Consider the following 22,553-nt stretch of genomic DNA (forward strand, 5'->3'; position numbering starts at 1 on the left):
GCCTGCGGGTCGATTTCGTGGTGTTGGCCCTGTGACGCCGCGCCCGGGCCGGGTCACCCGGCCGGGCAGCGGCGTCGTCTCACACGGAGCAGGATTGAGGCGTCAGCCGTCGAGCCAGTCGCCTGCGAGGTCCGTGGGACGGTATCCCGTGGCGTTCCAGAGGAAATGCGGGTGGGCACAGCCGAACATGTAGGCGAGCAGTGCGGTGTCCTCCCTCCCGGTCTGAGGGTCGTGCAGGGTGTAGAAGAACTCGGATCCGACTGCGCCGGAGTCTTGTTGGACATCACGAGCGCGGGCCGTGGACGGTGCGGCGCTGGATGCCTCCACGGCGGCGATGTACGTGCGGCGCAGGATCTCCCATGTGCTGTCGGTGTTGCCGTGCCAGGGGCCGTGCAGTGCTTCGAAGGCATGGAGCTCGGCGTCGAAGAGGGGCCATGTCTCGGGGTATTGGGCTCGGCAGCGTGCGGACAGCTCGGCGGTCCGGGCGCTCAGAGCGGGTGCGGTGGGCCGCGGGGCGATGGTGAGGCTGGTGCCGTGGGTGAGGATGCCGGTGCATGCGTTGGGCTGAAGGTCGCACAGCGGGCACTCCTGGGCCGGGGGGAGGCTCTGGGTGATGCCGTCGAACCACAGGGCGTGGCGGCCCGTGAGCCCCAACCAGACGATGGTGCTGGTCATCAGCCAGGTGTTCCACATCGGGGGATGCGCCTCGGGCATGCAGCCGTACTTGATGAGGGCGATGGCGCAGGCAGCGTAGAGGGCCTTGGTGTGGGTGGGCATGTCGGCGAGCCAGAAGTTGCTGATTTCGCCGGTGAGGGCGTCGGCTCGCACGTCGACCATGTCGTCGACGACGCGGCACAGCAACAGGGAGGCGAGGTGTTCTTCCTGCCAGAGTTCGGTGTCGGGCGAGACGTGCCAGAACAGGCAGTCCATCATCTGCAGGAGTGAGTAGGTGCTCTGGCTGAGTGGGTTGGTCTGGGGGAGTACGACGCTGCCCGCGTGATGCTGTTGGAGCCAGTACTCGTCCACGGATCGCTTATGGGCTGCGTAGAGTCCGCAGACGAGGGCCCGTGCGGTGTTGGTGCTGAAATTCTCGGCCAAGCGGCCTTCGATGAGTTGGGTGAGGTGCGTGGTGTCTATGGTGTCGATCACGCGTTTGTATTCGTGGAAGAGCAGGATGTCGTCCTCGAAGCGGTGGCGGTAGCCAAGGTCTCGTTCAAGGTCGTTCATCTGCCGGGCCAAGACCCATCCACCGGTCAGGACGCTGTCGAGTTCCCGGTGGTACGGCCAGGTCTTGACGGTGAGGGGACGACCGGCGCTCTGCCGCCAACCGTAGTCAGCCAGCGTGCGTTCGGGCGGCGTGGGCAGCCGACGGCACAGAGAGCAGTCGCAGACGGCTGTCTGCTCCTCCTCGCGCGGCGGGGAGAGTGCCCGGCTCCTCCAGGCCCCTTCCAGCATCATGCAGGTCAGTCGGCAGACCTCGATATCGGTGCTGACTTGGGGGAAGGCCGCTTCGATCACGCGCAGGCTGGCGTCGAGTCGCCTCAACCTGGCGTAGCCCTCCTCGTCGGGCGGGAGGAACGCGCGCGGCGCCAGATGGAGGGCTCCCTCCACATGCAGCGTGGTGCTGGAGTGGGGGGATCCGAGTGCGTCCAGCCGCTGCTGAGCGGCGTTCTGGAAATCTCGGTACTCATCCGTGCACCCATCGATGTGTTTCTCGAAGAGGCGGGCCAGGGCGTTCCCCGCCTCCGCCGGCTGGAGCTGGGCGCTTGGCTGCGCCGGGATCAAGCTGTCGGTGGATATCTCCGGACCACCGCCTACGACTCGAGATTTCACACCGGTCTCCCTTCAAGCTGTGGTCCTGGCAACGGAATCGATCGGCCGTGGTTGTCGGCCAGATTCATCCGCGACACCGCCGGCGGCCTCCCATGAACGGCCCGCCCTTGTCGAAGGGGAGATCGAACCGGACGTCCTGCGGCATGCGTTTCCTTTCGGGAGACGGCAGCGCAAAGTCCCCCGTCCCTGCGTGCGGTCACCGTGACCGCCCGCGCACTCGAACTGAGCTTCGCGATACGAAAGTTGAACCGGAAAGCGGTACGAGACTGCCCAGAGCGTAAATGATCTACGCGTAACCGGACCGTGATCTCCGTTACTGCTCAAGCCTCTTGAGCTGCGTATACTCGCGCGCCCCCAACATAAGTGAGAGCTACACGCGTCTCGGCGATCGCCTCGACCGGCCCGTCGAACGGATCGCGGTCCAGGACCACGAGATCCGCCAGCGCTCCCACACGCACCTCGCCCGTGTCGTCGAGGTGGTTCACATACGCCGAACCCGCCGTGTAGGCGGTCAACGCCTCGGCGAGTCCGATCCGTTCGCCGGGCAGGAACACCGGCGTGTCGCCCCCGTCCGGCGCCACCCGGTTGACCGCCACATGGATGCCGTGCAGCGGATCGGGGCTGCTCACCGGCCAGTCGCTGCCCGCCGCGAGCCGGGCGCCGGAGCGCAGCAGCGCGCCGAACGGGTACTGCCACGCGGCCCGTTCGGGCCCCAGGAAGGGGATGGTCAGCTCGTCCATCTGCGGTTCGTGCGCGGCCCACAACGGCTGGATGTTCGCGACAGCCCCGAGCCGGGCGAAGCGCGGCACGTCGGTGGGCTGGACGACCTGGAGATGCGCCAGGTGGGGCCGCGTGTCGCTCGGTCCGTTGGCCGCGCGCGCCGCCTCGATCGCGTCCAGCGCGTCGCGTACGGCCCGGTCGCCGAGCGCGTGGAAGTGGCACTGGAAGCCGAGCGCATCCAACTCGGTGACGTACTTGGGCAGTTGATCCGCGTCAATGAAGGCCGTGCCCCGGTTGGCGGTGGCGCACCCGCACTTGTCGAGGTAGGGGTCCAGCAGTGCCGCCGTGCCGGTCTCGGCGACGCCGTCCAGCATCAGCTTCACGCTGCCTGCCTGAAACCGGCCATGGCTCAACGCCGCCCGCCGCTCGGCCAGTTCGGGAATCTGCTCGGCGCCGCGCTCACGGTCCCACCACAGCGCACCGACGACACGCGCAGTGAGCGAGCCGTCCCGCGCGGCCGTCAGATACGCCTCGGACGGATCGTCCATGCCCAGGAACTCGCCGACCAGCGCGTCCTGCCAGGCGGTGATGCCGAGCGCGTGCAGATGGCGCTGGGCGTGCAGCAGGGCGGCCACCCGGTCGGCCGGCGTGGCGGGTGGGGTGAGCCGGCCCACCAGCTGCATCGCCCCCTCCTGCAAGGTACCGCTCGGCTCGCCCGAGGCGTCCCGGTCGATCCGCCCGTCCGCCGGGTCGGGCGTGTCGCGCGTGATGCCGGCGAGCGCGAGGGCACGGCTGTTCACCCAGGCGCCGTGATGGTCACGGTTGGGCAGATAGACCGGCCGGTCGGGCACCACCGTGTCCAGCAGCTCCTTCGTCGGTGTGCCGCCCTCGAAGGCCTCCATCGACCATCCGCCACCGGTGATCCACTCCCGCTCGGGGTGCGCGTCGGCGTACGCGCGCACCGCGGCGAGGGTGTCGTCGGCTGTCTTCGCCCCGGTCAGGTCGCACTGGGTGAGCTCAAGGCCGGCCGGCACCGGATGCACATGCGCGTCCTGGAACCCGGGCAGCAGCAACCGCCCGGCGAGGTCCACCACCTCGGTCCGCGGCCCGGCGAGATCGTGCACCTCCTCGCGCCCTACGGCCGTGATGCGGTCACCGGTGACGGCGACGGAGGTAGCGGTGCGGCCCTCGGGGGTGAGGACGGGGCCGCCGGTGAACAGGAGATCTGCGTGCATGATCCGTTTCCTGGTAGGGGTTATCGGGAGGTGGCGAGAAGCTGCGGCGCGTCTGCGTCGGTGCCCTTCCCGGTGCGGAAGTACGGCGACCTGCGCACCCACCTGGCCCACGCGGCGGCCACGAAGCCGGACGCGATCATCGCCAGGGGAGTGGAGAGCAGGAACCAGCCGTTGTCCGCGCTGACTTCGAAGTGGTCGGTGGAGGTGTAGAAGGACCACCCGAGGTAGCCGCCGAGGCCGAGCAGTGCGGCCGCGCTGAGCGTGGGCAGGACGACCGCGCGCACTCCCTGCCGCCAGTCCCCGCGCAGCAGTGCGCGGAAGCGGACGGCGGCCGCGAGGGCCGTGAGGGCGTACGACAGGGCGACCACGATGCCCACGGCGCTCACCGTCGCCATGATCATGTCGGCGAGCCGCGGGATGACCAGCGCCAGACCCGCGACCGCTGCGGCCAGCGCGCCGATCAGCACCGTGCCGGCGGCCGGAGTCCCGTACCGGGGCTGACCTTGGACCACACCGGGCCGAGCGTACGGTCCCGGCTCATCGCGAACATCGCCCGGGCCGTCGGGATCACACCGGCCTGCAGCGAGGCGACCGCCGAGGACATCAGGGCGATCAGCGGGAGCGCCGCCCACGGCTGGGACGCCAGCCGGTCGCCGAAGAAGGCCAGGCCCTCGGCGCCGTGGCCGACCAACTCCTCCTCGGACAGCACGCGTTGGAAGGCGACCGAGCCGAGCAGGAAGAGCGCCAGCATGGTGAACAGGGTGGTGATGCCGGCCCGGGACGCGTCGCGCGGGTCGCGCACCTCCTCGTTGACGCTGAACGCCGACTCGAAGCCCCAGTAGCAGAACACCGACAGGAGCATCCCCTGCGCGAGCGCGGTCGGCGACGGGATCGCGAACGGGTCGAACCAGCTCAGGCTGAAGTCGTGCGGGCCGGTGACGATGCCGTATCCGCAAAAGCCCAGCAGGACGACGTACTCGAAGACCAGCAGTCCGGCCTGGAAGCGCGCGGCGGTGCGGATGCCGGTCACGGCGGTCAGCGTGACCGCCGCCAGGACCAGGATGCCGACGGCCGTGGTCTGCGCGGTCGAGCCCGGGTCCAGCGCCAGGTCGCCCACCCGGTGCAGTCCGGCGTCGCCCGCCAGCTGGAGCAGGGCCGAGCCGGTGACCGCCGTGGTGTAGGCGAGGAACGCCACCACGGCCACGATGTTCACCCAGCCCACCATGAAACCCAGCCAGGGGGTGAGCGAACGGTCCACCCACACATAGCCGTTGCCCGCGTTCGGCTCGACCTTGTTGAGCCGGGAGTAGGCGCCCGCGATGCCGAGGATCGGCAGGAACGCCAGCAGCATGATCGCCGGCAGATGCAGTCCGACCACGCCCGCGGTGACGCCGAGACCGATGCCGCTCAGCGCCGCCGCGGCCTGGCTGGGGGAAATCCGGTCCCGGGCGGGACACCCCGACGGCCACACTGGACCACCGTCCGTCAACAACGCCCCATGAGGAGGACGTTCGCCGATGACTCAGCCCGCCCCGCGCACCGCCGAGCAGCGCAAGCAGGACACCCTGCACCGTCTGGAGCACGACGAGGACGTGTGGGTCGCCACGGCCGACGCCGGTGGGGGAGTGCCGTATCTCGTCCCCCTCTCCTTCCTCTGGGACGGCTCGACCCTGCTGCTGGCCACACCGGGCGCCGGCCCGACGGGCCGCAACCTGAGGGCGACCGGCAGAACGCGCCTCGGTATCGGCCCGACCCGCGACGTCGTCATGGTCGACGGCACGGTCGACACGATCACCCTGGCCGAGCTCTCCGAGGAGGAGGGCGACCGCTTCGCGGCCAAGACCGGCTTCGACCCGCGTGAACTCACCACGTCCTACCTGTACTTCAGGGTGCGGCCGACCCGGATCCAGGCCTGGCGCGAGGCCGGCGAACTGGACGGGCGAGAGCTGATGCGGGACGGGAAGTGGCTGGTGGCGGACTGAAACCGTACGACCGGGACACCCGTGGGGGTACAGGGCGGGGGACAGGACCGTCCCGCGCCCCGGACCCTGCGGAGGAACCATGCCACTGGTGAAAGCGGGCTTCGTGGTGCTCGACTGCGCCGAGCCGGAGAAGCTCGCCGTGTTCTACACGGAACTGCTGGAAGGCGAGCAGACGGACGCGACCGCCAACCGTGTCGAGATCAGGGGCGCCGACGGGACCCGGCTCGCGTTCCGCCGCGACATGAACGCGACGCCGCCGAGCTGGCCGCGCCCCGAGAACTCGCTCCAGGCCCATCTCGACTTCGAGGTGGAGGACCTGGACGAGGTCGAGCGCAGGATCGTCGGGCTCGGCGGCCGTCCGCTGGAGACGAAGGAGGCGCCGGGCCCGTACGAGGAGCGCGGGTACGCCGACCCGGCCGGCCACTCCTTCACCATGCGCCGCACGGCCGCCGCGGCACCGAAGCAGGGCTGAGGCCTTCAGTCAGTCCCGGCCGCCCTTCTCCTTGGTCGGCCACACGCCGGTCGAGCGCGCGATGGCCTTGGCGCCCGTGCGGTCCACCGCGCTGCGCACCGCCGCGAAGATCGCTCCCTGGATGGCGGCGGCCAGCAGGATCTCCCCCCAGCCGCGGTCCGGGTCCAGCGCGTCGGGCGCGTCCTCCTCGTGCCGCAGCGCCATCCACGTCTTGCGGAAGGCGAGGCCCGCCAGCGCACCGCCCGCATAGCCCAGCACCCATCCGACCGGCTGGTAGGCGAGGGGGAATTTCTTCTTCTTGCTCTTCTTGGCCACCGTGGTCTCCTCGGTTGTCGGTGTACGGGCTGCGCCGGCTGCGGGGTTCAGGGACGGCCGGCGGCCGGGACCTCCTCACCCGGACGGACCGGCCCCGGCGGTGTGCCGTCCCCGAACGGACGGCCGCCGAGTTCCTCGCGGTGATGCGGGGTCAGCCAGCCGGACAGGTCCGGTCCCAGCGGCACGATCCTGGTCGGATTGATGCCGGTGTGCACCTGGTGGTAGTGCCGCTTGATGTGGTCGAAGTCGACGGTGTCCCCGAAACCGGGCGTCTGGAAGAGATCGCGTGCGTACGCCCACAGCACCTGGTTCTCCGTCAGCTTCCAGCGGTTGCACTTGAAGTGGCCGTGGTAGACCGCGTCGAAGCGGACCAGCGTGGTGAACAGCCGGATGTCCGCCTCGGTGATCGTGTCGCCGACCAGATAGCGCTGCCGAGCCAGCCGTGGCGTCAGCAGCTCCAGCCGCCGGAAGACGTCCGAGCAGGCGGCCTCGTATTCCGCCTGCCCGGTGGCGAAGCCCGCCCGGTACACACCGTTGTTCACGTCCTCGTAGACGTCCGCCATCACCTCGTCGATCTCGTCGCGCAGCCGCTCCGGGTACAGGTCGGGTGCTCCCTCCCGGTGCAGGGACGTCCACTGGGTCGCGAAGTCCAGGGTGAGCTGCTGGTAGTCGTTGGTGACCAGCTGTCCGGTGGGTACGTCCACGATCGCGGGCACGCTGACGCCGCCCGGGTAGCCGGTCTCCCGCTTGTCGTAGGCCTCGCTGAGGAAGCCTATGCCGAGCACCGGGTCCCGCCCGTCCGGGTCCAGGGTGAAGCGCCAGCTGCGGTCGTCCTGGATCGGATCGGCGACGGCCAGCGACAGGGCGGCGTCCAGTCCCAGCAGTCGCCGGGAGATCACGGCCCGGCTCGCCCATGGACAGGCACGGCTGACGACCAGCCGGTAGCGGGCCGCGGCCACCGGCCAGCCGTCCCGGCCGTCCGCGGTGATCCGGTCCGTGAAGTGGCTCTTGGACCGCCGGAACGACTTCCTGCCGTACGCGCTGTTGCCGTCGTCCCCGGCACTCATGACCTGTCTCCTTCCCAAGGGGGCATGTACTGACCACCTGGTTCCCCGAGTTCCCCCCTTTCCGCTCACGGCACGGTGTGACTCGCGCCGACCGGGGCAGTCGGCGTTGATGAGCGGGACAACCACGCACGCACAGCACGACAGCACCTCGGACCGCGGGCAGGCGCCCAAGGCCGACCGCAGGACGCGCCTGACCGTGCTGGTGGCGCTGGCGGCCAACCTGGTGATCGCGGTCGCCAAGACGGTCGGCGGACTCGTCGCCGGGTCCCCCGCCCTGCTGTCCGAGGCCGCGCACTCCGTGGCCGACAGCATGAACGAGCTCTTCCTCCTCGCCGCCCTGCGCCGCAGCCGCCGCCCCGCCGACCGGCGCCACCCCTTCGGCTACGGCAAGGAACGGTTCTTCTGGTCGCTGCTGGCGGCCGTCGGGATCTTCGTCATGGGCGGCTGCTTCTCCTTCTTCCAGGGCTTCGAGGCGCTGACGAGGGGCACCGAGGAGAACTTCGGCGGCTATGTGGCCGGCATGGTCGTGCTCGGCGTCGCTCTGCTCGCCGAGGGCGTCTCCCTGCTGCGGGCCCTGCACCAGCTGCACGGGCAGGGCGCCGCCGACGGCCTGCGCGATCCGGCCCTGCGCACGGTGATCGCCGAGGACGGCACGGCGGTGCTCGGGGTGACCCTCGCCCTCGCCGGTATGGCGGTGCACATGGCCACCGGCCAGGTCGTGTGGGAGGCGTCCGCCTCGCTGGCCATCAGCGCGCTGCTGGTGTACGTCGCCTACCGACTCGGCCGCGACGCGCGCGACCATCTGATCGGCGAGGCCGCCGACCCGGAGGCGAGCGGCAGGATCCGGGCGCTGCTGCAGGCGCAACCCGAGATCGACAGCGTGGAGGCGCTGCTCACGATGAAGACCGGCATCGACTCCACGCTGGTGGCCGCCCGCATCGACCTGGTGCCCGGTCTGGACAGCGAACGGGTCGAGGAGGTGGCCGTGCGCATCAAGGGGTCGATCGCCCGCACGGTTCCCGAGGCGGACCAGATCTTCCTCGACGTGACCGACCGGCCCGCGCGGGAGACACAGGAAAGCCCCGCCGCGACGGGGGAACGCGGCGGGGCCTGAACTGCGAGTGCCCGCCGTACGGCGCTTCATGCACGCCGGGCACGACAATCTGCGAATTTTCTCGGAGAGACGGCGGGATCAGTCCCCGTCGACCGGTTCGAGGACGAAGACCGGGATCTCGCGGTCCGTCTTCGTCTGGTACTCGGCGTACGGGGGATAGGCGGCCACGGCGCGCTCCCACCACTCGGCCTTCTCCGCGCCCGTGACCTCGCGGGCCGTCATGTCCCGCTTGACCGGGCCGTCCTGGAGCTCGACGTGCGGGTCGGCCTTGACGTTGTGGTACCAGACCGGGTGCTGGGGCGCCCCGCCCAGCGAGGCGACGGCGGCATACCGTCCCTCGTGCTCGACGCGCATCAGCGGAGTCTTGCGGATCTTGCCGCTCTTCGCGCCCCGAGTGGTGAGCACGATGACGGGCATCGAGGTGCCCTGCAGGGTCGTTCCCTTGGTACCGCCGGAACTCTCGTACAGCTCGACCTGCTCGCGCACCCACTGCGTCGGGCTGGGTTCGTACTTACCCTCAAGGGGCATGGCAACCGTCCCATCGTCGCGTTCCGGAGCCGTCCGACACGGCTCACCGGCACCGAGACTAAACATCGACAGGCGAGGGTTTCATCCACGCCGGCCGATGTTGCGCCACAGGCATTACCTCGCGAATCATCGCCCCGGTCCGGCCGGTTGGAGTGCGCGCGAAGCCGTACGCTCGGCTCGGAACCCACTCCGACGGCAGGAGCAGCAACGATGCAGTACGTGAAGCTCGGTTCCACGGGCCTGGACGTCTCGCGGATCTGTCTGGGCTGCATGACCTACGGCCTTCCCGACCGCGGCGTGCACGAGTGGACCCTCGACGAGGAGGCCTCACGCCCGTTGATCCGGCAGGCGCTGGAGGCCGGGATCACCTTCTTCGACACGGCGAACGTGTATTCGGACGGCACCAGCGAGGAGATCGTCGGCAAGGCGCTGCGCGACTTCGCCCGCCGGGACGAGATCGTGCTCGCCACGAAGGTGCACGGCCGGATGCGGCCCGGTCCCAACGGCGGCGGACTGTCCCGCAAGGCGATCATGACCGAGATCGACCACAGTCTGCAGCGCCTCGGCACCGACTACGTCGACCTGTACCAGATCCACCGCTGGGACCCGTACACGCCGATCGAGGAGACGATGGAGGCGCTGCACGACCTGGTCAAGGCGGGCAAGGTGCGCTACCTCGGGGCGAGTTCGATGTACGCCTGGCAGTTCTCCAAGGCCCAGTACACCGCCCAGCTGCACGGCTGGACCCGGTTCGTGTCGATGCAGAACCACTACAACCTCCTCTACCGCGAGGAGGAGCGCGAGATGCTGCCGCTCTGCGCGGACCAGGGCGTCGGCGTACTGCCGTGGAGCCCGCTGGCCCGCGGCCGCCTCACCCGCGACTGGGGCACCACCACCGAGCGCAGCGCGGCCGACGGCTTCGGCAGCCGCCTCTACCCGGAGGGCGACCGCACGATCGTCGAGGCCGTCACCCGGATCGCGGGCGACCGCGGCGTGCCCCGCGCCCAGGTGGCCCTGGCCTGGCTGCTGCACCAGGACACGGTGACGGCGCCGGTCGTCGGTGCTCCCAAACCGCACCACATCGATGACGCCGTGGCCGCCGTCGAGCTGGAGCTGACCGGCAAGGAGATCGAGGAGCTGGAGCAGCCCTACACGCCGCACCCCGTCAGCGGGCACTGACGGGCGGCGCGGTCAGTGCGGCCCGGGCGGTGCGAACTCGGTGCCGCACGGGCCGCCGCCCTCGCTCTCCGGCAGCGGCACGCGCTCGGCGTCCATCGTCAGCGTGCGGTAGTAGCCGCCGATGCGCTCGGCGGAGCGGCCGACGTAGTGGCCGATGAACGAGCGGCGGAACCGGTCCTCGGTGCGGTTCGGCTCGGAGCCGTGCACCAGGCTGCCGTTGAAGAACAGGACGTCGCCCGGCTCCATGTCGACCGGCACCGTCGCAAGGCCGGGCGGCGGCGGTACGTACTCCCGTGCGAAGGACACCTCGGCGTCCGCCTCCTCGGGGCAGAAGATGTCCATCCGGTGCGTGCCGGGCACGACCTCCAGCCCGCCGTTGTCCCGGCCGATCACGTCGCAGGCGACCCAGGCCGCCACGCAGGTTCCCGGCTCGACCCGCAGATAGAAGTTGTCCTGGTGCAGCGCCTGGCCGCGCGCACCTGGCGGCTTGAAGTAGAACATGCTCTGCGCGGCCAGCACCTCCTCGCCGAACAGCGTCTCCAGCACGCCGCGCAGCCGCGGGTCCAGCAGGAAACGCAGCGCGACGGGGTTGATCTCGTGCGGCTGCATCACCCTCGGGTAGGTGGCCAGTGGATCTTCGGGCGCGCCGGGCGGGACCGTGCGGGGCTCGAAGTGCCCGGGCACGGGCCCGGCCGCGTGCAGCGCCGCGAACTCGGCGCACAACCGGTCGATCTCGTCGTCCCCGAACAGCTTCCGGACGACCGTGAAGCCGTCCTCCTCGAACCGTGCGCGTCCCTCCTGGGTCAGGATGGGAGATCCGGCGGCGCCGATATCCGTGGCTGTCATGCGTCCACTCCTCGGTGAGGTGTCACTGGTCCATCACGCTAGGCCGACGCGCGGTCCGGGAGGATGCCCATGAGCGCTGACGACTTGCCCGGGACTGCTGTGGACGGCGTTCCGTCCCCGCCGCCCGGACTGGTGGTGGTCGGCCACTTCGACCAGTCTCAGGGCTACGCCATCGACCGGCCACGCGGGTCGGACAGCTGGCTGTTCACCTGGACGACGGGCGGTCAGGGCCGGCTGCGCCAGGGCAGTGCCGAGACGCGGGCGGGCGTCGGGGATTTGGTGGTGCTCGCCCCCGGGGTGCGGCAGGGCTACGGCGTGGCGCCCGGCGCGCCGCACTGGCGCTTCTGGTGGGCGCACTGCCCGGCCCGGCCGACCTGGTCGTCCTGGCTGCGCCCGTACGACGTGGGCGACGGCGTGCACGTCGTCACCCCCGTCCCGGCCGGACTGCACGGCCGCGTCGAGTCCGCCTTCCGCCGGATGCTCGCCGACGCCCGCTGGACGGGCGCGGAGACCCCGCCCGCCACCGCGCCGGCGGACGACCGGGTCACCATGGCTCACGGCACCGCCGCCCGGGAGTTGGCGCTGTGCGCCCTGGAGGAGGTCGTCCTGCTCACGCCCACCGTCGCCGCCGCCCGGTGTCGACGCCCGGGTGCGCCGGGCCGAGGCGCTGATCGCCGCCGACCCCGGCGCCCCGCACACCGTCCGCTCACTGGCCGGCAGCGTCGCCCTGTCACCCTCCCGGTTCGCGCACTTGTTCACCCAGCAGCTCGGCCAGTCACCGATGCGGGCCCTGCGCGAGGCACGCCTGCGGCACGCGGCCCGGCTGCTGGAGGGCACCGACCTGTCCGTGGAACGGGTGGCCGCGGCCTCGGGCTTCGCCAGCCCGTTCCACTTCAACCGGGTGTTCCACGAGCGCTACGGCACCCCGCCCGGCGCCTACCGCGCGCAGCACCGGTGAACCGCTCAGGGCCTGTCCGGCGGATCAAGCTCCGGTACCCGCCTGGAACACCGTGAGGGAGATCTCCGACTCGTTGCCCGCCACAGGCACCTCCTCGGCGGTCCACTTCACCGTCAGCGGGTCCCGCTCGTCCGGCGGGGTCACGAGCAGTGACGCCGGCTCGGCCGTGCGGGCGCCGCTGATCTCCGGGCTGGCGTACGACAGTCCGGCCCAGGCGCTGTCGCCCGGTGTCAGGGTGACCGTGGCGGGCGAGCCCGGTTCGCGCCCCGGGTCGGGCCCCAGCTGCCGGCCGGACGCGTCGACGAAGGCGGCGCCGGGATAGCCGTACAGGGTGCAGGTGCGCGACGAGGTGTTGGTGAGGACGATCGGGAAGTTGCGCTGCCCGGCGCCCGGGTTGTTGCGGCCGACCGAGGCGCGCAGCTCCCAGGTGTGGCAGCGGGTGCCGGGAGCGGACTCGGGCTCGGTGGATGCGCTCGCGTCGCTCGGGGGGCTCGCCGATGAGGAGTCCGGGGCGGATGCGGCCGTCGTCGGCTGCCGTGGGCCGCTCGTCGTGCCGTCGGCCTCGCCGCCGCAGCCGGCCAGCAGGCCCAGCACCGTGACCGCGGCCGCGAGGAGCGCCGACCGGCGCAGGGAGGGGAAGGGGTGTGCGGACGGGGACGTGGGCGTCATGTTCCTCAACACTCCCGGACGTTCGCCGATGCGTACGTACGGGCTCCTTGTGCCCCGTCCCGGGCGCCCGATGCGAACCGGGGCCGGAAAAGCCTCACTCCTCCGCGAGCAGGTCCAGCTCCGCCCAGATCGTTTTGCCCTCGGCCGTGTGCCGGCTGCCCCAGCGCTGGGTGACCTGGGCGACCAGGAACAGCCCGCGGCCGCCCTCGTCCCACATCTTCGCGCGGCGCAGGTGCGGCGCGGTGTGGCTGGCGTCGGACACCTCGCAGATCAGCGTCGACTCGTCATGGATCAGCCGCAGCCGGATGGGGTGCGAGCCGTACCGGATGGCGTTGGTGACCAACTCGCTGACCACCAGCTCGGTGGTGAACGAGGCCTCGAGAAGCCCCCAGATGTCGAGCTGGTCGGCAACCTGCTTGCGGATCGGGGCGACCAGCGCAGGATCAGCCGGAATGTCCCAGGTCGAGACCTGCGACTCCGGCAGCCCGTGCGTACGCGCCACCAGCAGCGCCACGTCGTCGCAGGCGCTGCCGGTGGGGAGCAGGGTGTGCAGGATCCGGTCGCAGGTCCCGTCCAGTGACCCCGTGGACGCCGACAGTGCCTCGCGCAGCAGTCCGAGACCTGCCTCGACGTCCCGATCGTGGGACTCGATCAGTCCGTTGGTGAAGAAGGACAGCACGGTGCCCTCGGGCAGGTACAGCTCGGCCGCCTCGAACGGCAGCCCGCCCAGGCCCAGCGGCGGACCGGCGGGCAGCTCGACCTCCTGGGCCGCACCGCCCGGCAGGACCATGACCGGCGACGGATGCCCTGCCCGGGCGAACGTGCAGCACCGGGACACCGGGTCGTACACCGCGTACAGGCAGGTCGCGCCGACCTCGCCGAGGTCGCTGACGTCGGCGCTGGTCTCCTCCGACAGCCGGACGACCAGGTCGTCGAGGTGGGTGAGCAACTCGTCGGGGGCGAGGTCGATGTCGGCGAGCGTGCGCACGGCCGTGCGCAGCCGGCCCATCGTGGCCGAGGCCCGGATGCCGTGGCCGACGACGTCCCCGACGACCAGCGCGACCCGGGTCCCGGACAGCGGGATCACGTCGAACCAGTCACCGCCCACCTCGGCCCGGGCCGCCGGAAGGTAACGCGAGGACGCCTCCAGGGCGGCCCTGCACGGCAGCGACTGCGGGAGCAGGCTGCGCTGGAGGGCGAGGGTGGTCTCGCGCTCGCGGGTGTAGCGGCGGGCGTTGTCGATGCAGACGGCGGCGCGTGCCGTGATCTCCTCGGCCAGGAGCTGGTCGTCCGATGTGAAGGGGGCCGGGCGCCGGAAGCGGGTGAGGACGGCGACGCCCAGCGTCGTGCCACGGGCTCGGATCGGCACGGACATCGTGGCGTGGATGCCGTACCCCCTGACCCGCTCCATCCGGGCCTTGTCCCAGGTCAACCACTGGGTGAGGTCGTCTGAGGGGGCTTGCGCGACGATCGTCCGGCCGGCCAGCACGGAGTCGGCCTGGGGTGAGGAGGCGGGGTACACGTCCAGCTGGCCCGGTGGGACCACGGCCTCGAAGCTGTCCGGATCGATCGACTGATGGGCCGCCCGGCGCAGAGTGATCGGCGCGGTCGGCGGCTCCGCGGAGGGCTCGCTCCCGAACTCCGGCGGGTCCAGCAGGTCGACGCTGACGAAGTCGGCGAGGGCGGGAACGCAGACATCCGCCAGCTCCTGCGCCGTCCGGACGACGTCGAGTGTCGTGCCGATGCGGAGGCTCGCTTCATTGACCAGGCGGAGCCGCTCGCGTGCCAGGTACTGCTCGGTGAAGTCGTGCACGGCGACGCACACACCGCACACCCGCCCGGTGCCGTCGGTGATCGGCGCCATCCGGGCCAGCCGGGCGTCGACCCGGCCATCGTCGCCGAGCGGCACGTGGGTGTGGACATCGTGCCCCCGGCCGGTCGTGAGCACGTGGTGCAACTGCTGCTCGATCTCCTCGCCCTGGGTTCTGGCGAGGAACTCCGGCACCCGTAGCCCCCGGACGCGCTCCTCGGGCAGCCCGATCAACGCGGCCATGTCGGCGTTGATCCGGTACACCCGGAGCCGCTCGTCGTGGATCGCGACGGCGCAGGGAGTCTGGAGGAGGCTGGTCTTCTCCAGCGGATCGTCGGCCGGTCGGTCCCGGTCGCCCTCCAGAGGTGTCACGACGAGCCAGTCGTCGGTGCCGCTGTCCGGTGGTTGCCGATGGTGAGCGAGCAGCCACACGGACACCGTACGGCCGTCCCGGTGGCGCAAAGTGAGCGTTCCGTCGCAGCGGGGCTCGCGGAGAGCCGGCGCCGGGCCCTCGACCAGCTGTGCGGCGGGGCGTCCCACGACCTCGTCGGCCGTCCAGCCCAGCAGCCGCCGCGCGCCTTCGCCCCACTCGGTCACGGTGCCGTCGCGGTCGATGACAGCCCGGGCCGTGGCGGCCTCGTCGAAGGGGTAGACCGGGCTCATCGTCGTCACTCCATCGCGCATACGCACAGTGAACGGTTGGGCCACTTCAGTTCCAGCGTAGTGCGTTGTGGTCCTGCGTGAACCGGGCACCGGCCACCCCGGGTACTCCGGGTCAAGAGGCAGATCCGGCCGATGTGACCCCTGGGGCAGAAGTACATCACCCGACCCTTGACGGGCGTGTGTGGCAGCCCGTCAGAATCTGTTTGTTCACGATCAGTTGTGAGTACTTCTGGGCCCTGATGAGGGAGAGCCGCCATGTCGGTCACTCGCAGATCGGTTTTGATCACCGGTACGGCCGCACCGGCCGCCGGAGCGCTGCTGGGCACGCCGGGAGCACAGGCCGCCGAGGCCGCCGCCCGGGTCACGGGCCGCCACACCCTCGCCCTGCGCGACGGCTGGCGCTTCGCCCTGGTGAACCCGGGCGGCATCACTGACCCGACCGGCGCGTATGCCGACGCCGCCGAGCCCGGCCACGACGACTCGGGCTGGCGTCAGGTGGCGGTGCCCCACGACTGGAGCATCGAGTCCGCCCCGACCACCGAGCACGGCACCACCAGCGGCACCGGCTTCTTCCCCGGCGGACTCGGCTGGTACCGCCACACCTTCACCCTGCCGCCCGCCCTCGCGGGCAAGCGGATCTCGGTGGAGTTCGACGGCGTCTACATGGACTCGTACGTCTACTGCAACGGCAAGGAGGTCGGCCGCCACCCCTACGGCTACACCGGCTTCGCCTTCGACCTCACCGATCTGGTGCGCCCCGACGGCAGCACCGAGAACGTGCTCGCGGTCAAGGTGCAGAACCAGTTGCCCAGCAGCCGCTGGTACTCGGGCAGTGGCATCTACCGCGAGGCCCGCCTCGTCGTCACCGAGCCGGTGCACGTGGAGCGCTGGGGTACGTATGTCACGACACCGGAGATCACCGACGAGCGGGGCGTCGTACGTGTGCAGACCTCGGTGGTGAACGCCTCCGGCGACGGCGCGGACGTCGAGATCGTGTCGCGGATCGCCGATCCCCGCGGCCGTACCGTCGCCCGTACGTCCTCCACGGTCCCCGCCACCGACAAGGCGACCGAAACCCATGAACTCACCGTTCCAGAGCCGAAGTTGTGGGACTTCGACACCCCGCACCACCGCTACACCCTGAAGACCGAACTGCGCGTCGGCGGCAGAACGACCGACACCTGCCGCACCACCTTCGGCTTCCGCACCTTCCGCTTCGACCCGGACGAGGGCTTCCACCTCAACGGCGTCCACAGCAAGATCAAGGGCGTCGACCTCCACCACGACCTGGGCGCCCTGGGCGCCGCCGTCAGCATCGACGCGATCCGGCGGCAGATGACCATCATGAAGTCGATGGGCATCAACGCCTTCCGCACCTCCCACAACCCGCCCACCCCGGAGATGATCCAGGTCTGCGAGGAGATGGGCATCGTGATGCTGGTGGAGGCCTTCGACTGCTGGCGGACCGGCAAGAACCGCTACGACTACGGCCGGTTCTTCGACGAGTGGGGCGAGAAGGACGCCACCGAGATGGTCCTCGCGGCCCGCAACTCGCCCGCCGTCCTGATGTGGTCCATCGGCAACGAGGTCCCCGACTCCACCTCCACCGCCGGGCTCGCCATGGCCGACCGCGTCATCGACGCCATCAGGGCCGCCGACGACACCCGCCCGCTGGTCATCGGCTCCGACAAGTACCGCCGTCTGCCGGCCAAGGGCTCGGCGGCCGATCTGATGCTGGCCAAGCTGGACGGGCTGGGCCTCAACTACAACACCGCCAAGTCCGTCGACCAGTTGCACGCCGCCTATCCCCACCTGTTCCTCTTCGAGTCCGAGTCGTCCTCCGAGACCTCCACGCGCGGCACCTACCAGGAGCCCGAGCGCCTCAACACGGGCGAGAACCACACGCCGGGCAAGCGGGCCACCTCGTCCTACGACAACAACCTCGCCTCCTGGACCATGAGCGGCGAGTACGGGCACAAGAAGGATCGGGACCGGAAGTGGTTCGCCGGGCAGTTCCTGTGGTCCGGCATCGACTACATCGGCGAACCCACGCCCTACGACGTCTTCCCGGTCAAGGCGTCCTTCTTCGGCGCGGTCGACACGGCCGGCTTCCCGAAGGACATGTACTACCTGTTCCAGAGCCAGTGGATCAGCGAGCCCATGGTCCACCTGCTGCCGATGACCTGGAACCACGCGGAGGGCGACACGGTCGAGGTGTGGGCGTACTCGAATGTCGACACCGTGGAGCTGTTCCTCAACGGAAAGTCCCTCGGCACGCGGACGTTCGACACCAAGAAGACCGTCGACGGCCGGGCCTACCTGGAGACCATCGAGGCGACCGGCGACGACAAGACCTTCACCGACGGCCCCTACCCCGGCAGCTACACCAGCCCGAACGGCAGCGCCGGCAAACTCCACCTCACCTGGAAAGTGCCATACGAGCCGGGGGAGTTGAAGGCGGTGGTACGCGGGGACGGCAAGGTGGTCGCCACCGATGTGCTGCGCACGGCCGGTGCGCCGAGGGCCGTACGCCTTGCCGCCGACCGCAAGTCCCTGGCCGCCGACGGCCGTTCGCTGGTCTTCTTGACCGCCGAGATCGTCGACGCCCGTGGTGTGGTGGTGCCCGACGCCGAGGACCTGATCTCCTTCGAGGTGACGGGCGGCTCGCTCGCCGGCCTCGACAACGGGCGGGAGGAGAGCGCCGAGCGCTACCAGGCCAGCACGCGTACGGCCTTCCACGGCAAGGCGCTGGCGATCGTACGGTCGGGCACGAAGTCGGGCTTCCTGAAGGTGACCGCACGGGCCGAAGGACTGAGGGCGGGCAGCGTGACCGTGAAGACGACTCCCGCCCGGTCGGCCGCGCGCACCCCGGCCGCCGTGTTCGAGCCCGACTACCCGGCGCCCCCGAACTACCCGCACGCGGACGCCAGTTACTCCGGCCGTCCGGACACCCTCCCGGCCGCGATGCTCGACGGCGACCCGGCCACCGGCTGGTCCAACGGCTTCCACAAGGCGGCCACGGCCCTGCTGCCCGCCTTCGACGGGGCCCGGGCCGAGGACTGGGTCTCGCTGGACTTCGGCCGGACGCGGACCATCGACCGGGCCGAGGTCTCCTTCACCGTGGACGCGACGCACACCCTGCCCGCGTCGGTCGATGCCGAGGTCTGGGACGGGCGCCGGTACGTGCCGGTCGAGGGGGTGGCCGTCGACTGGGCCACCGCCTCGGACGCGCCGACCGTCATCACCTTCGACGCCGTACGCGGCTCCCGGCTGCGGCTCACCCTGACCAGCGCTCACCCAGGGGAGGCCCGCGGGGCGGTGCGGATCAGCAAGTTGGAGGTGCCCACAAGCTGAGCCGATGAGCGGTCCGGGCGGGAACCAGTCCCGTCCGGACCGTTGACGGGGTGTCATGCTGCCAACAAACATGGCTGCGTCCGTCTTTGGGAGCGCTCCCATAGCGAGCGTCACCCGTACCTCCCCCCAGGAGCCCAGACGTGAAACGACGCAGAACCACCCTGTTGTCCCTGACGGCCCTGCTGGCGGCGGGACTCACGGCCCTCCCGGCCGCACCGGCCGGCGCCGAAGAGGTCGAGCAGCTCAAGAACGGCACCTTCGACACCACGACCGAGCCCTGGTGGGCGACCAGCAACGTCACCGCGGGCCTGTCCGACGGGCAGCTCTGCGCCGACGTGCCCGGCGGCACCGCCAACCGCTGGGACGCCGCCGTCGGCCAGAACGACATCGCCCTGGTGAAGGGGGAGTCGTACCGCTTCTCCTTCACCGCCAACGGCTCGCCCGAGGGGCACGTCGTGCGGGCGATCGTCGGCCTGTCGGCGGCGCCGTACGACACCTACTTCGAGGTGACGCCGGAGCTGAGCGTCTCCGGGAACACGTACTCGTACACCTTCACCTCGCCCGTCGACACCCCGCAGGGCCAGGTCGCCTTCCAGCTCGGCGGCAGCGCGGACGCTTGGCGCTTCTGCATGGACGACGCCTCCCTGCTGGGCGGCGTACCGCCCGAGGTGTACGAGCCCGACACCGGGCCGCGGGTGCGGGTGAACCAGGTCGCCTATCTGCCCGCCGGGCCCAAGAACGCCACGCTGGTCACCGACGCCACCGAGAAGCTGCCCTGGCAGCTGAAGAACGCGTCCGGAGCCGTGGTCGCCCAGGGCTGGACCGTGCCGCGCGGCACCGACGTCTCCTCCGCCCAGAACGTCCACTCCATCGACTTCGGCGCCCACCGCAAGCAGGGCAAGGACTTCACGCTGGTCGCCGACGGAGAGGCGAGCCGCCCCTTCGACATCGGCACGGCCGCCTACGAGCGGCTGCGCCTGGACGCCGTGAAGTACTACTACACGCAGCGCAGCGGCATCGCGATCCGCGACGACCTGCGCCCGGGCTACGCCCGCCCCGCCGGACACGTCGACGTCGCACCCAACCAGGGCGACGGCGCCGTGCCCTGCCAGCCGGGGGTGTGCGACTACACGCTCGACGTCACCGGCGGCTGGTACGACGCCGGCGACCACGGCAAGTACGTCGTCAACGGCGGCATCTCCGTATGGGAGCTGCTGAGCACCTACGAACGCGAACTGCTCGCCCGCACCGGGGAGTCGGAGAAGCTGGGCGACGGTACGCTCGCCATCCCGGAGAGCGGCAACAAGGTGCCGGACATCCTGGACGAGGTCCGCTGGGAGCTGGAGTTCCTGCTGAAGATGCAGGTGCCCGCGGATCGGCCGCTGGCCGGCATGGCGCACCACAAGATCCACGACGAGCAGTGGACGGGCCTGCCGCTGCTGCCGAGCGACGACCCGCAGAAGCGCGAACTGCATCCGCCGTCCACCGCGGCGACCCTGAACCTGGCGGCGACGGCCGCGCAGGCGGCGCGCCTGTACAAGCCGTACGACAGGGAGTTCGCGGCGAAGACCCTGGACGCCGCGCGCAAGGCATGGTCGGCGGCGCTCGCCCACCCCGACCGGTACGCCTCGGAGAGCGACGGCATCGGCGGTGGCACCTACGCCGACAACGACGTGACCGACGAGTTCTACTGGGCCGCGGCGGAGCTGTATCTCAGCACAGGAGAGAAGGAGTTCGCGGACCACGTCCTCAACTCCCCGGTCCACACGGCCGACATCTTCGGTCCCCTCGGCTACGACTGGGCCAGGACCGCGGCGGCGGCCCGGCTGGACCTGGCGACCGTGCCGAGCAGGTTGCCCGGCCGGGACAAGGTGCGCCAGTCCGTCGTCAAGGCAGCGGACCGCTACCTTGCCACGCTGAAGTCACACCCGTACGGAATGCCGTACGTCCCCGACGGCAACCTCTACGACTGGGGCTCCAACCACCAGATCCTGCACAACGCCGTCGTCATCGCCACCGCGTACGACATCACGGGCGCCTCGAAGTACCGGGACGGCGCGCTGCAGAGCATGGACTACCTCTTCGGCCGCAACGCGCTGAACATCTCGTACGTGACCGGCTACGGCGAGGTCAACTCCCACAATCAGCACGCCCGTTGGTACGCCCGCCAGCTCGACCCGAACCAGCCGAACCCACCGGTCGGCACGCTCGCAGGCGGGCCGAACTCGAGCATCCAGGACCCCTACGCACAGAGCAAACTCCAGGGCTGCGTCGGCCAGTTCTGCTACATCGACGACATCCAGTCCTGGTCGACGAACGAGCACACGATCAACTGGAACTCCGCCCTGACCCGGATGGCGTCCTTCGTGGCCGATCAGGGATGACCGCTGAGGTTCACATGCCCTCGTCGTCCCGGTGCACGTGCGTGAGCTTGTCGGGGTTCGACACGATGTAGACGTTCGACACCCGGTCGCCCTCCGGAGTGAGGTCCATGACCATCACGGCGTAGGGCGAGGCTCCCTGGAACAGCACCGCCGCGTCGTCGCCGTTGACGCGGCGGTAGCTCAGATCGAGCCCCTGTGTGCCGCGCCGGGCCGCGTAGCCGGTGAGCAGGCGGACCGCCTTGTCCCGGCCGTGCACGGGACGCAGCCCGGCCCTGCGGTTTCCGCCGCTGTCCGTCCACACAGGGGCGGTCGGACATGGCGGGGCCTCCCGGGGCGGCGCGATACACCACTGGGAGGTGCGGAGCGGTCCGAATGTGACATCGGCGCTGCCGAATGTGACGTACCTCTCAAGGATTCTGAGCGCTCTCTGCCCGTCCGGTACCTACCCCGATCCCTGCTGAGCTGGTGATATTTACGAGTAAGTACCCGCGCGGTACCGTGATGCCATGCCAGCCCTCAACGTGGAGTTCAGTGATCGTGAGCTGGAGGACCTGCGGCAGATCGCCAAGGAGCGCGGTACGTCGATGAAGGCCCTCGTGCGTGAGGCGGCCGCGGCCGACATCGCCCGGCACCGGGCGCTGCAGGAGGGCGCCGAGGCCTTCCGCCGGTTCTTCGCGGCCCACGCCGACGAGTTCGCGGCCGCCTTCCCCGACGACGAACCGCCCGCCGGCGGCGAGGGACGGGCCGCCTGACCGATGGCACCCGTCCTGCACATCGACGTGCCCTGGCTGCTCCAGCGCCACGAGGAGGTCCTGCCGGACCAGCCGACGATCAACGACTTCTCCGCACTGGTCGCCGCCGTCGCCCGGCACCGCGTCGATCCGCCCCGCCTCGGCGTGGACTCCGACCCCGCCTGGCGGGCCGCCGCACTGCTGCACACCCTCGCCCTGCTCAAGCCCCTTCCGTCGGCGAACGCCCGTTTCGCCTGCGCGACGGCCGTGGCGTACATGTTCGTCAGCGGCGTCGGCATCGACCCGCCCTACGGGGCGCTGGTGGACCTGGCCCGGGATCTGATCGACGGCAAGACCGACGTCTACGGCGCCGCTGACCGGCTGCGCTCCTGGCAGATCTGACGCGCCCGACCCGGCCGCCCCTCCCGCCCCCGGGACCGCCGGCCGAGGGCGGGAGGAACAGGGCCGGCGGCCGCCTCACGCAGGGGAGCCGCCGTCCTGCGCGGGGGCCCAGGCCCTGTCGGCCCGGCGAGAGAGGCCGGTTCCATCCAACTGCTCGGCCGGAGACGTCGGGAGCGTGCGCGGCACCCCGTTGCGTGCGTCGGTTTCATACGGGGCGCATGGAATGGTGAATGGTCGGGCCGACGGCGTGAGTTACCATTGAATCTGACTTTATTTCAGTGTGGCTGATGT

Annotated in this window: 16 protein-coding genes and 3 pseudogenes; 9 read left to right on the plus strand and 10 right to left on the minus strand. The window is 70.6% G+C overall.

Annotation, left to right across the window (positions count from 1 at the left end):
- Positions 1-102: 102 nt before the first annotated feature.
- From ACFVJQ_RS13280 to ACFVJQ_RS13290, 3 genes and pseudogenes are all read right to left on the minus strand, one after another.
- Positions 103-1,833, minus strand: a complete 1,731-nt coding sequence (locus ACFVJQ_RS13280) for a hypothetical protein (protein ID WP_385783442.1) — start codon at positions 1,831-1,833, stop codon at positions 103-105.
- A gap of 320 nt (positions 1,834-2,153) precedes the next feature.
- The gene (locus ACFVJQ_RS13285) at positions 2,154-3,788 is read right to left on the minus strand and encodes an amidohydrolase (protein WP_385783445.1); all 1,635 of its coding nucleotides are present in this window, start codon (positions 3,786-3,788) and stop codon (positions 2,154-2,156) included.
- A gap of 20 nt (positions 3,789-3,808) precedes the next feature.
- A pseudogene (locus ACFVJQ_RS13290) lies at positions 3,809-5,259 on the minus strand (APC family permease).
- A gap of 46 nt (positions 5,260-5,305) precedes the next feature.
- On the opposite strand from ACFVJQ_RS13290, the gene ACFVJQ_RS13295 reads away from it, so the two are divergent.
- Together ACFVJQ_RS13295 and ACFVJQ_RS13300 are read left to right on the plus strand one after the other, a co-directional pair.
- Positions 5,306-5,770, plus strand: a complete 465-nt coding sequence (locus ACFVJQ_RS13295) for a pyridoxamine 5'-phosphate oxidase family protein (RefSeq protein WP_385514025.1) — start codon at positions 5,306-5,308, stop codon at positions 5,768-5,770.
- A gap of 79 nt (positions 5,771-5,849) precedes the next feature.
- Positions 5,850-6,242 (plus strand): VOC family protein, encoded by a 393-nt coding sequence (locus tag ACFVJQ_RS13300; RefSeq protein ID WP_385514024.1) that lies wholly within the window; start codon positions 5,850-5,852, stop codon positions 6,240-6,242.
- A gap of 9 nt (positions 6,243-6,251) precedes the next feature.
- On the opposite strand, the gene ACFVJQ_RS13305 is transcribed toward ACFVJQ_RS13300, so the two are convergent.
- Both ACFVJQ_RS13305 and ACFVJQ_RS13310 read right to left on the minus strand, forming a co-directional pair.
- The gene (locus tag ACFVJQ_RS13305) at positions 6,252-6,557 is read right to left on the minus strand and encodes a DUF4235 domain-containing protein (RefSeq protein ID WP_129803329.1); all 306 of its coding nucleotides are present in this window, start codon (positions 6,555-6,557) and stop codon (positions 6,252-6,254) included.
- A gap of 47 nt (positions 6,558-6,604) precedes the next feature.
- Positions 6,605-7,624 (minus strand): glutathione S-transferase family protein, encoded by a 1,020-nt coding sequence (locus tag ACFVJQ_RS13310; RefSeq protein WP_385783450.1) that lies wholly within the window; start codon positions 7,622-7,624, stop codon positions 6,605-6,607.
- A gap of 109 nt (positions 7,625-7,733) precedes the next feature.
- Between ACFVJQ_RS13310 and ACFVJQ_RS13315 the strand changes: the two genes are divergently transcribed.
- The gene (locus ACFVJQ_RS13315) at positions 7,734-8,738 is read left to right on the plus strand and encodes a cation diffusion facilitator family transporter (RefSeq protein ID WP_385783453.1); all 1,005 of its coding nucleotides are present in this window, start codon (positions 7,734-7,736) and stop codon (positions 8,736-8,738) included.
- A gap of 78 nt (positions 8,739-8,816) precedes the next feature.
- On the opposite strand, the gene ACFVJQ_RS13320 is transcribed toward ACFVJQ_RS13315, so the two are convergent.
- Positions 8,817-9,266: a nitroreductase family deazaflavin-dependent oxidoreductase gene (locus ACFVJQ_RS13320; RefSeq protein WP_385783456.1), complete on the minus strand. Its 450-nt coding sequence runs from the start codon at positions 9,264-9,266 to the stop codon at positions 8,817-8,819.
- A 210-nt stretch (positions 9,267-9,476) separates the two neighbouring features.
- Here ACFVJQ_RS13320 and ACFVJQ_RS13325 point away from each other — a divergent pair, with 210 nt between their 5' ends.
- Positions 9,477-10,445 (plus strand): aldo/keto reductase, encoded by a 969-nt coding sequence (locus ACFVJQ_RS13325; protein ID WP_385514021.1) that lies wholly within the window; start codon positions 9,477-9,479, stop codon positions 10,443-10,445.
- Between the two features lie 12 nt (positions 10,446-10,457).
- Here ACFVJQ_RS13325 and ACFVJQ_RS13330 read toward each other — a convergent pair whose 3' ends face one another.
- A complete protein-coding gene (locus ACFVJQ_RS13330; protein ID WP_385514020.1) occupies positions 10,458-11,291 on the minus strand; it encodes a phytanoyl-CoA dioxygenase family protein in 834 nt (277 codons plus the stop codon).
- 69 nt (positions 11,292-11,360) lie between these two features.
- Here ACFVJQ_RS13330 and ACFVJQ_RS13335 point away from each other — a divergent pair.
- Positions 11,361-12,249: pseudogene (locus ACFVJQ_RS13335) on the plus strand (helix-turn-helix domain-containing protein).
- Positions 12,250-12,273: 24 nt separating this feature from the next.
- Here ACFVJQ_RS13335 and ACFVJQ_RS13340 read toward each other — a convergent pair.
- On the minus strand, positions 12,274-12,918 hold the full coding sequence (locus ACFVJQ_RS13340) for a DUF4232 domain-containing protein (RefSeq protein ID WP_385514018.1): 645 nt from the start codon (positions 12,916-12,918) through the stop codon (positions 12,274-12,276).
- 94 nt (positions 12,919-13,012) lie between these two features.
- The gene (locus ACFVJQ_RS13345; RefSeq protein WP_385783810.1) at positions 13,013-15,391 is read right to left on the minus strand and encodes a SpoIIE family protein phosphatase; all 2,379 of its coding nucleotides are present in this window, start codon (positions 15,389-15,391) and stop codon (positions 13,013-13,015) included.
- A 255-nt stretch (positions 15,392-15,646) separates the two neighbouring features.
- Between ACFVJQ_RS13345 and ACFVJQ_RS13350 the strand changes: the two genes are divergently transcribed.
- Both ACFVJQ_RS13350 and ACFVJQ_RS13355 read left to right on the plus strand, forming a co-directional pair.
- A complete protein-coding gene (locus ACFVJQ_RS13350; RefSeq protein ID WP_385783461.1) occupies positions 15,647-18,745 on the plus strand; it encodes a glycoside hydrolase family 2 TIM barrel-domain containing protein in 3,099 nt (1,032 codons plus the stop codon).
- A gap of 140 nt (positions 18,746-18,885) precedes the next feature.
- On the plus strand, positions 18,886-21,129 hold the full coding sequence (locus tag ACFVJQ_RS13355) for a glycoside hydrolase family 9 protein (protein ID WP_385783464.1): 2,244 nt from the start codon (positions 18,886-18,888) through the stop codon (positions 21,127-21,129).
- Between the two features lie 10 nt (positions 21,130-21,139).
- Here the strand turns inward: ACFVJQ_RS13355 and ACFVJQ_RS13360 are convergent.
- Positions 21,140-21,442: pseudogene (locus ACFVJQ_RS13360) on the minus strand (RNA polymerase subunit sigma-24); the annotation flags it as partial.
- 193 nt (positions 21,443-21,635) lie between these two features.
- Here ACFVJQ_RS13360 and ACFVJQ_RS13365 point away from each other — a divergent pair.
- Both ACFVJQ_RS13365 and ACFVJQ_RS13370 read left to right on the plus strand, forming a co-directional pair.
- Positions 21,636-21,881 (plus strand): hypothetical protein, encoded by a 246-nt coding sequence (locus tag ACFVJQ_RS13365; RefSeq protein WP_129803775.1) that lies wholly within the window; start codon positions 21,636-21,638, stop codon positions 21,879-21,881.
- A gap of 3 nt (positions 21,882-21,884) precedes the next feature.
- On the plus strand, positions 21,885-22,262 hold the full coding sequence (locus tag ACFVJQ_RS13370; RefSeq protein ID WP_224736312.1) for a toxin Doc: 378 nt from the start codon (positions 21,885-21,887) through the stop codon (positions 22,260-22,262).
- Positions 22,263-22,553 lie beyond the last annotated feature (291 nt).

Origin of the sequence: Streptomyces sp. NPDC127197 (assembly GCF_042672405.1) — a bacterium.
Lineage (GTDB): Bacteria > Actinomycetota > Actinomycetes > Streptomycetales > Streptomycetaceae > Streptomyces > Streptomyces flavusporus.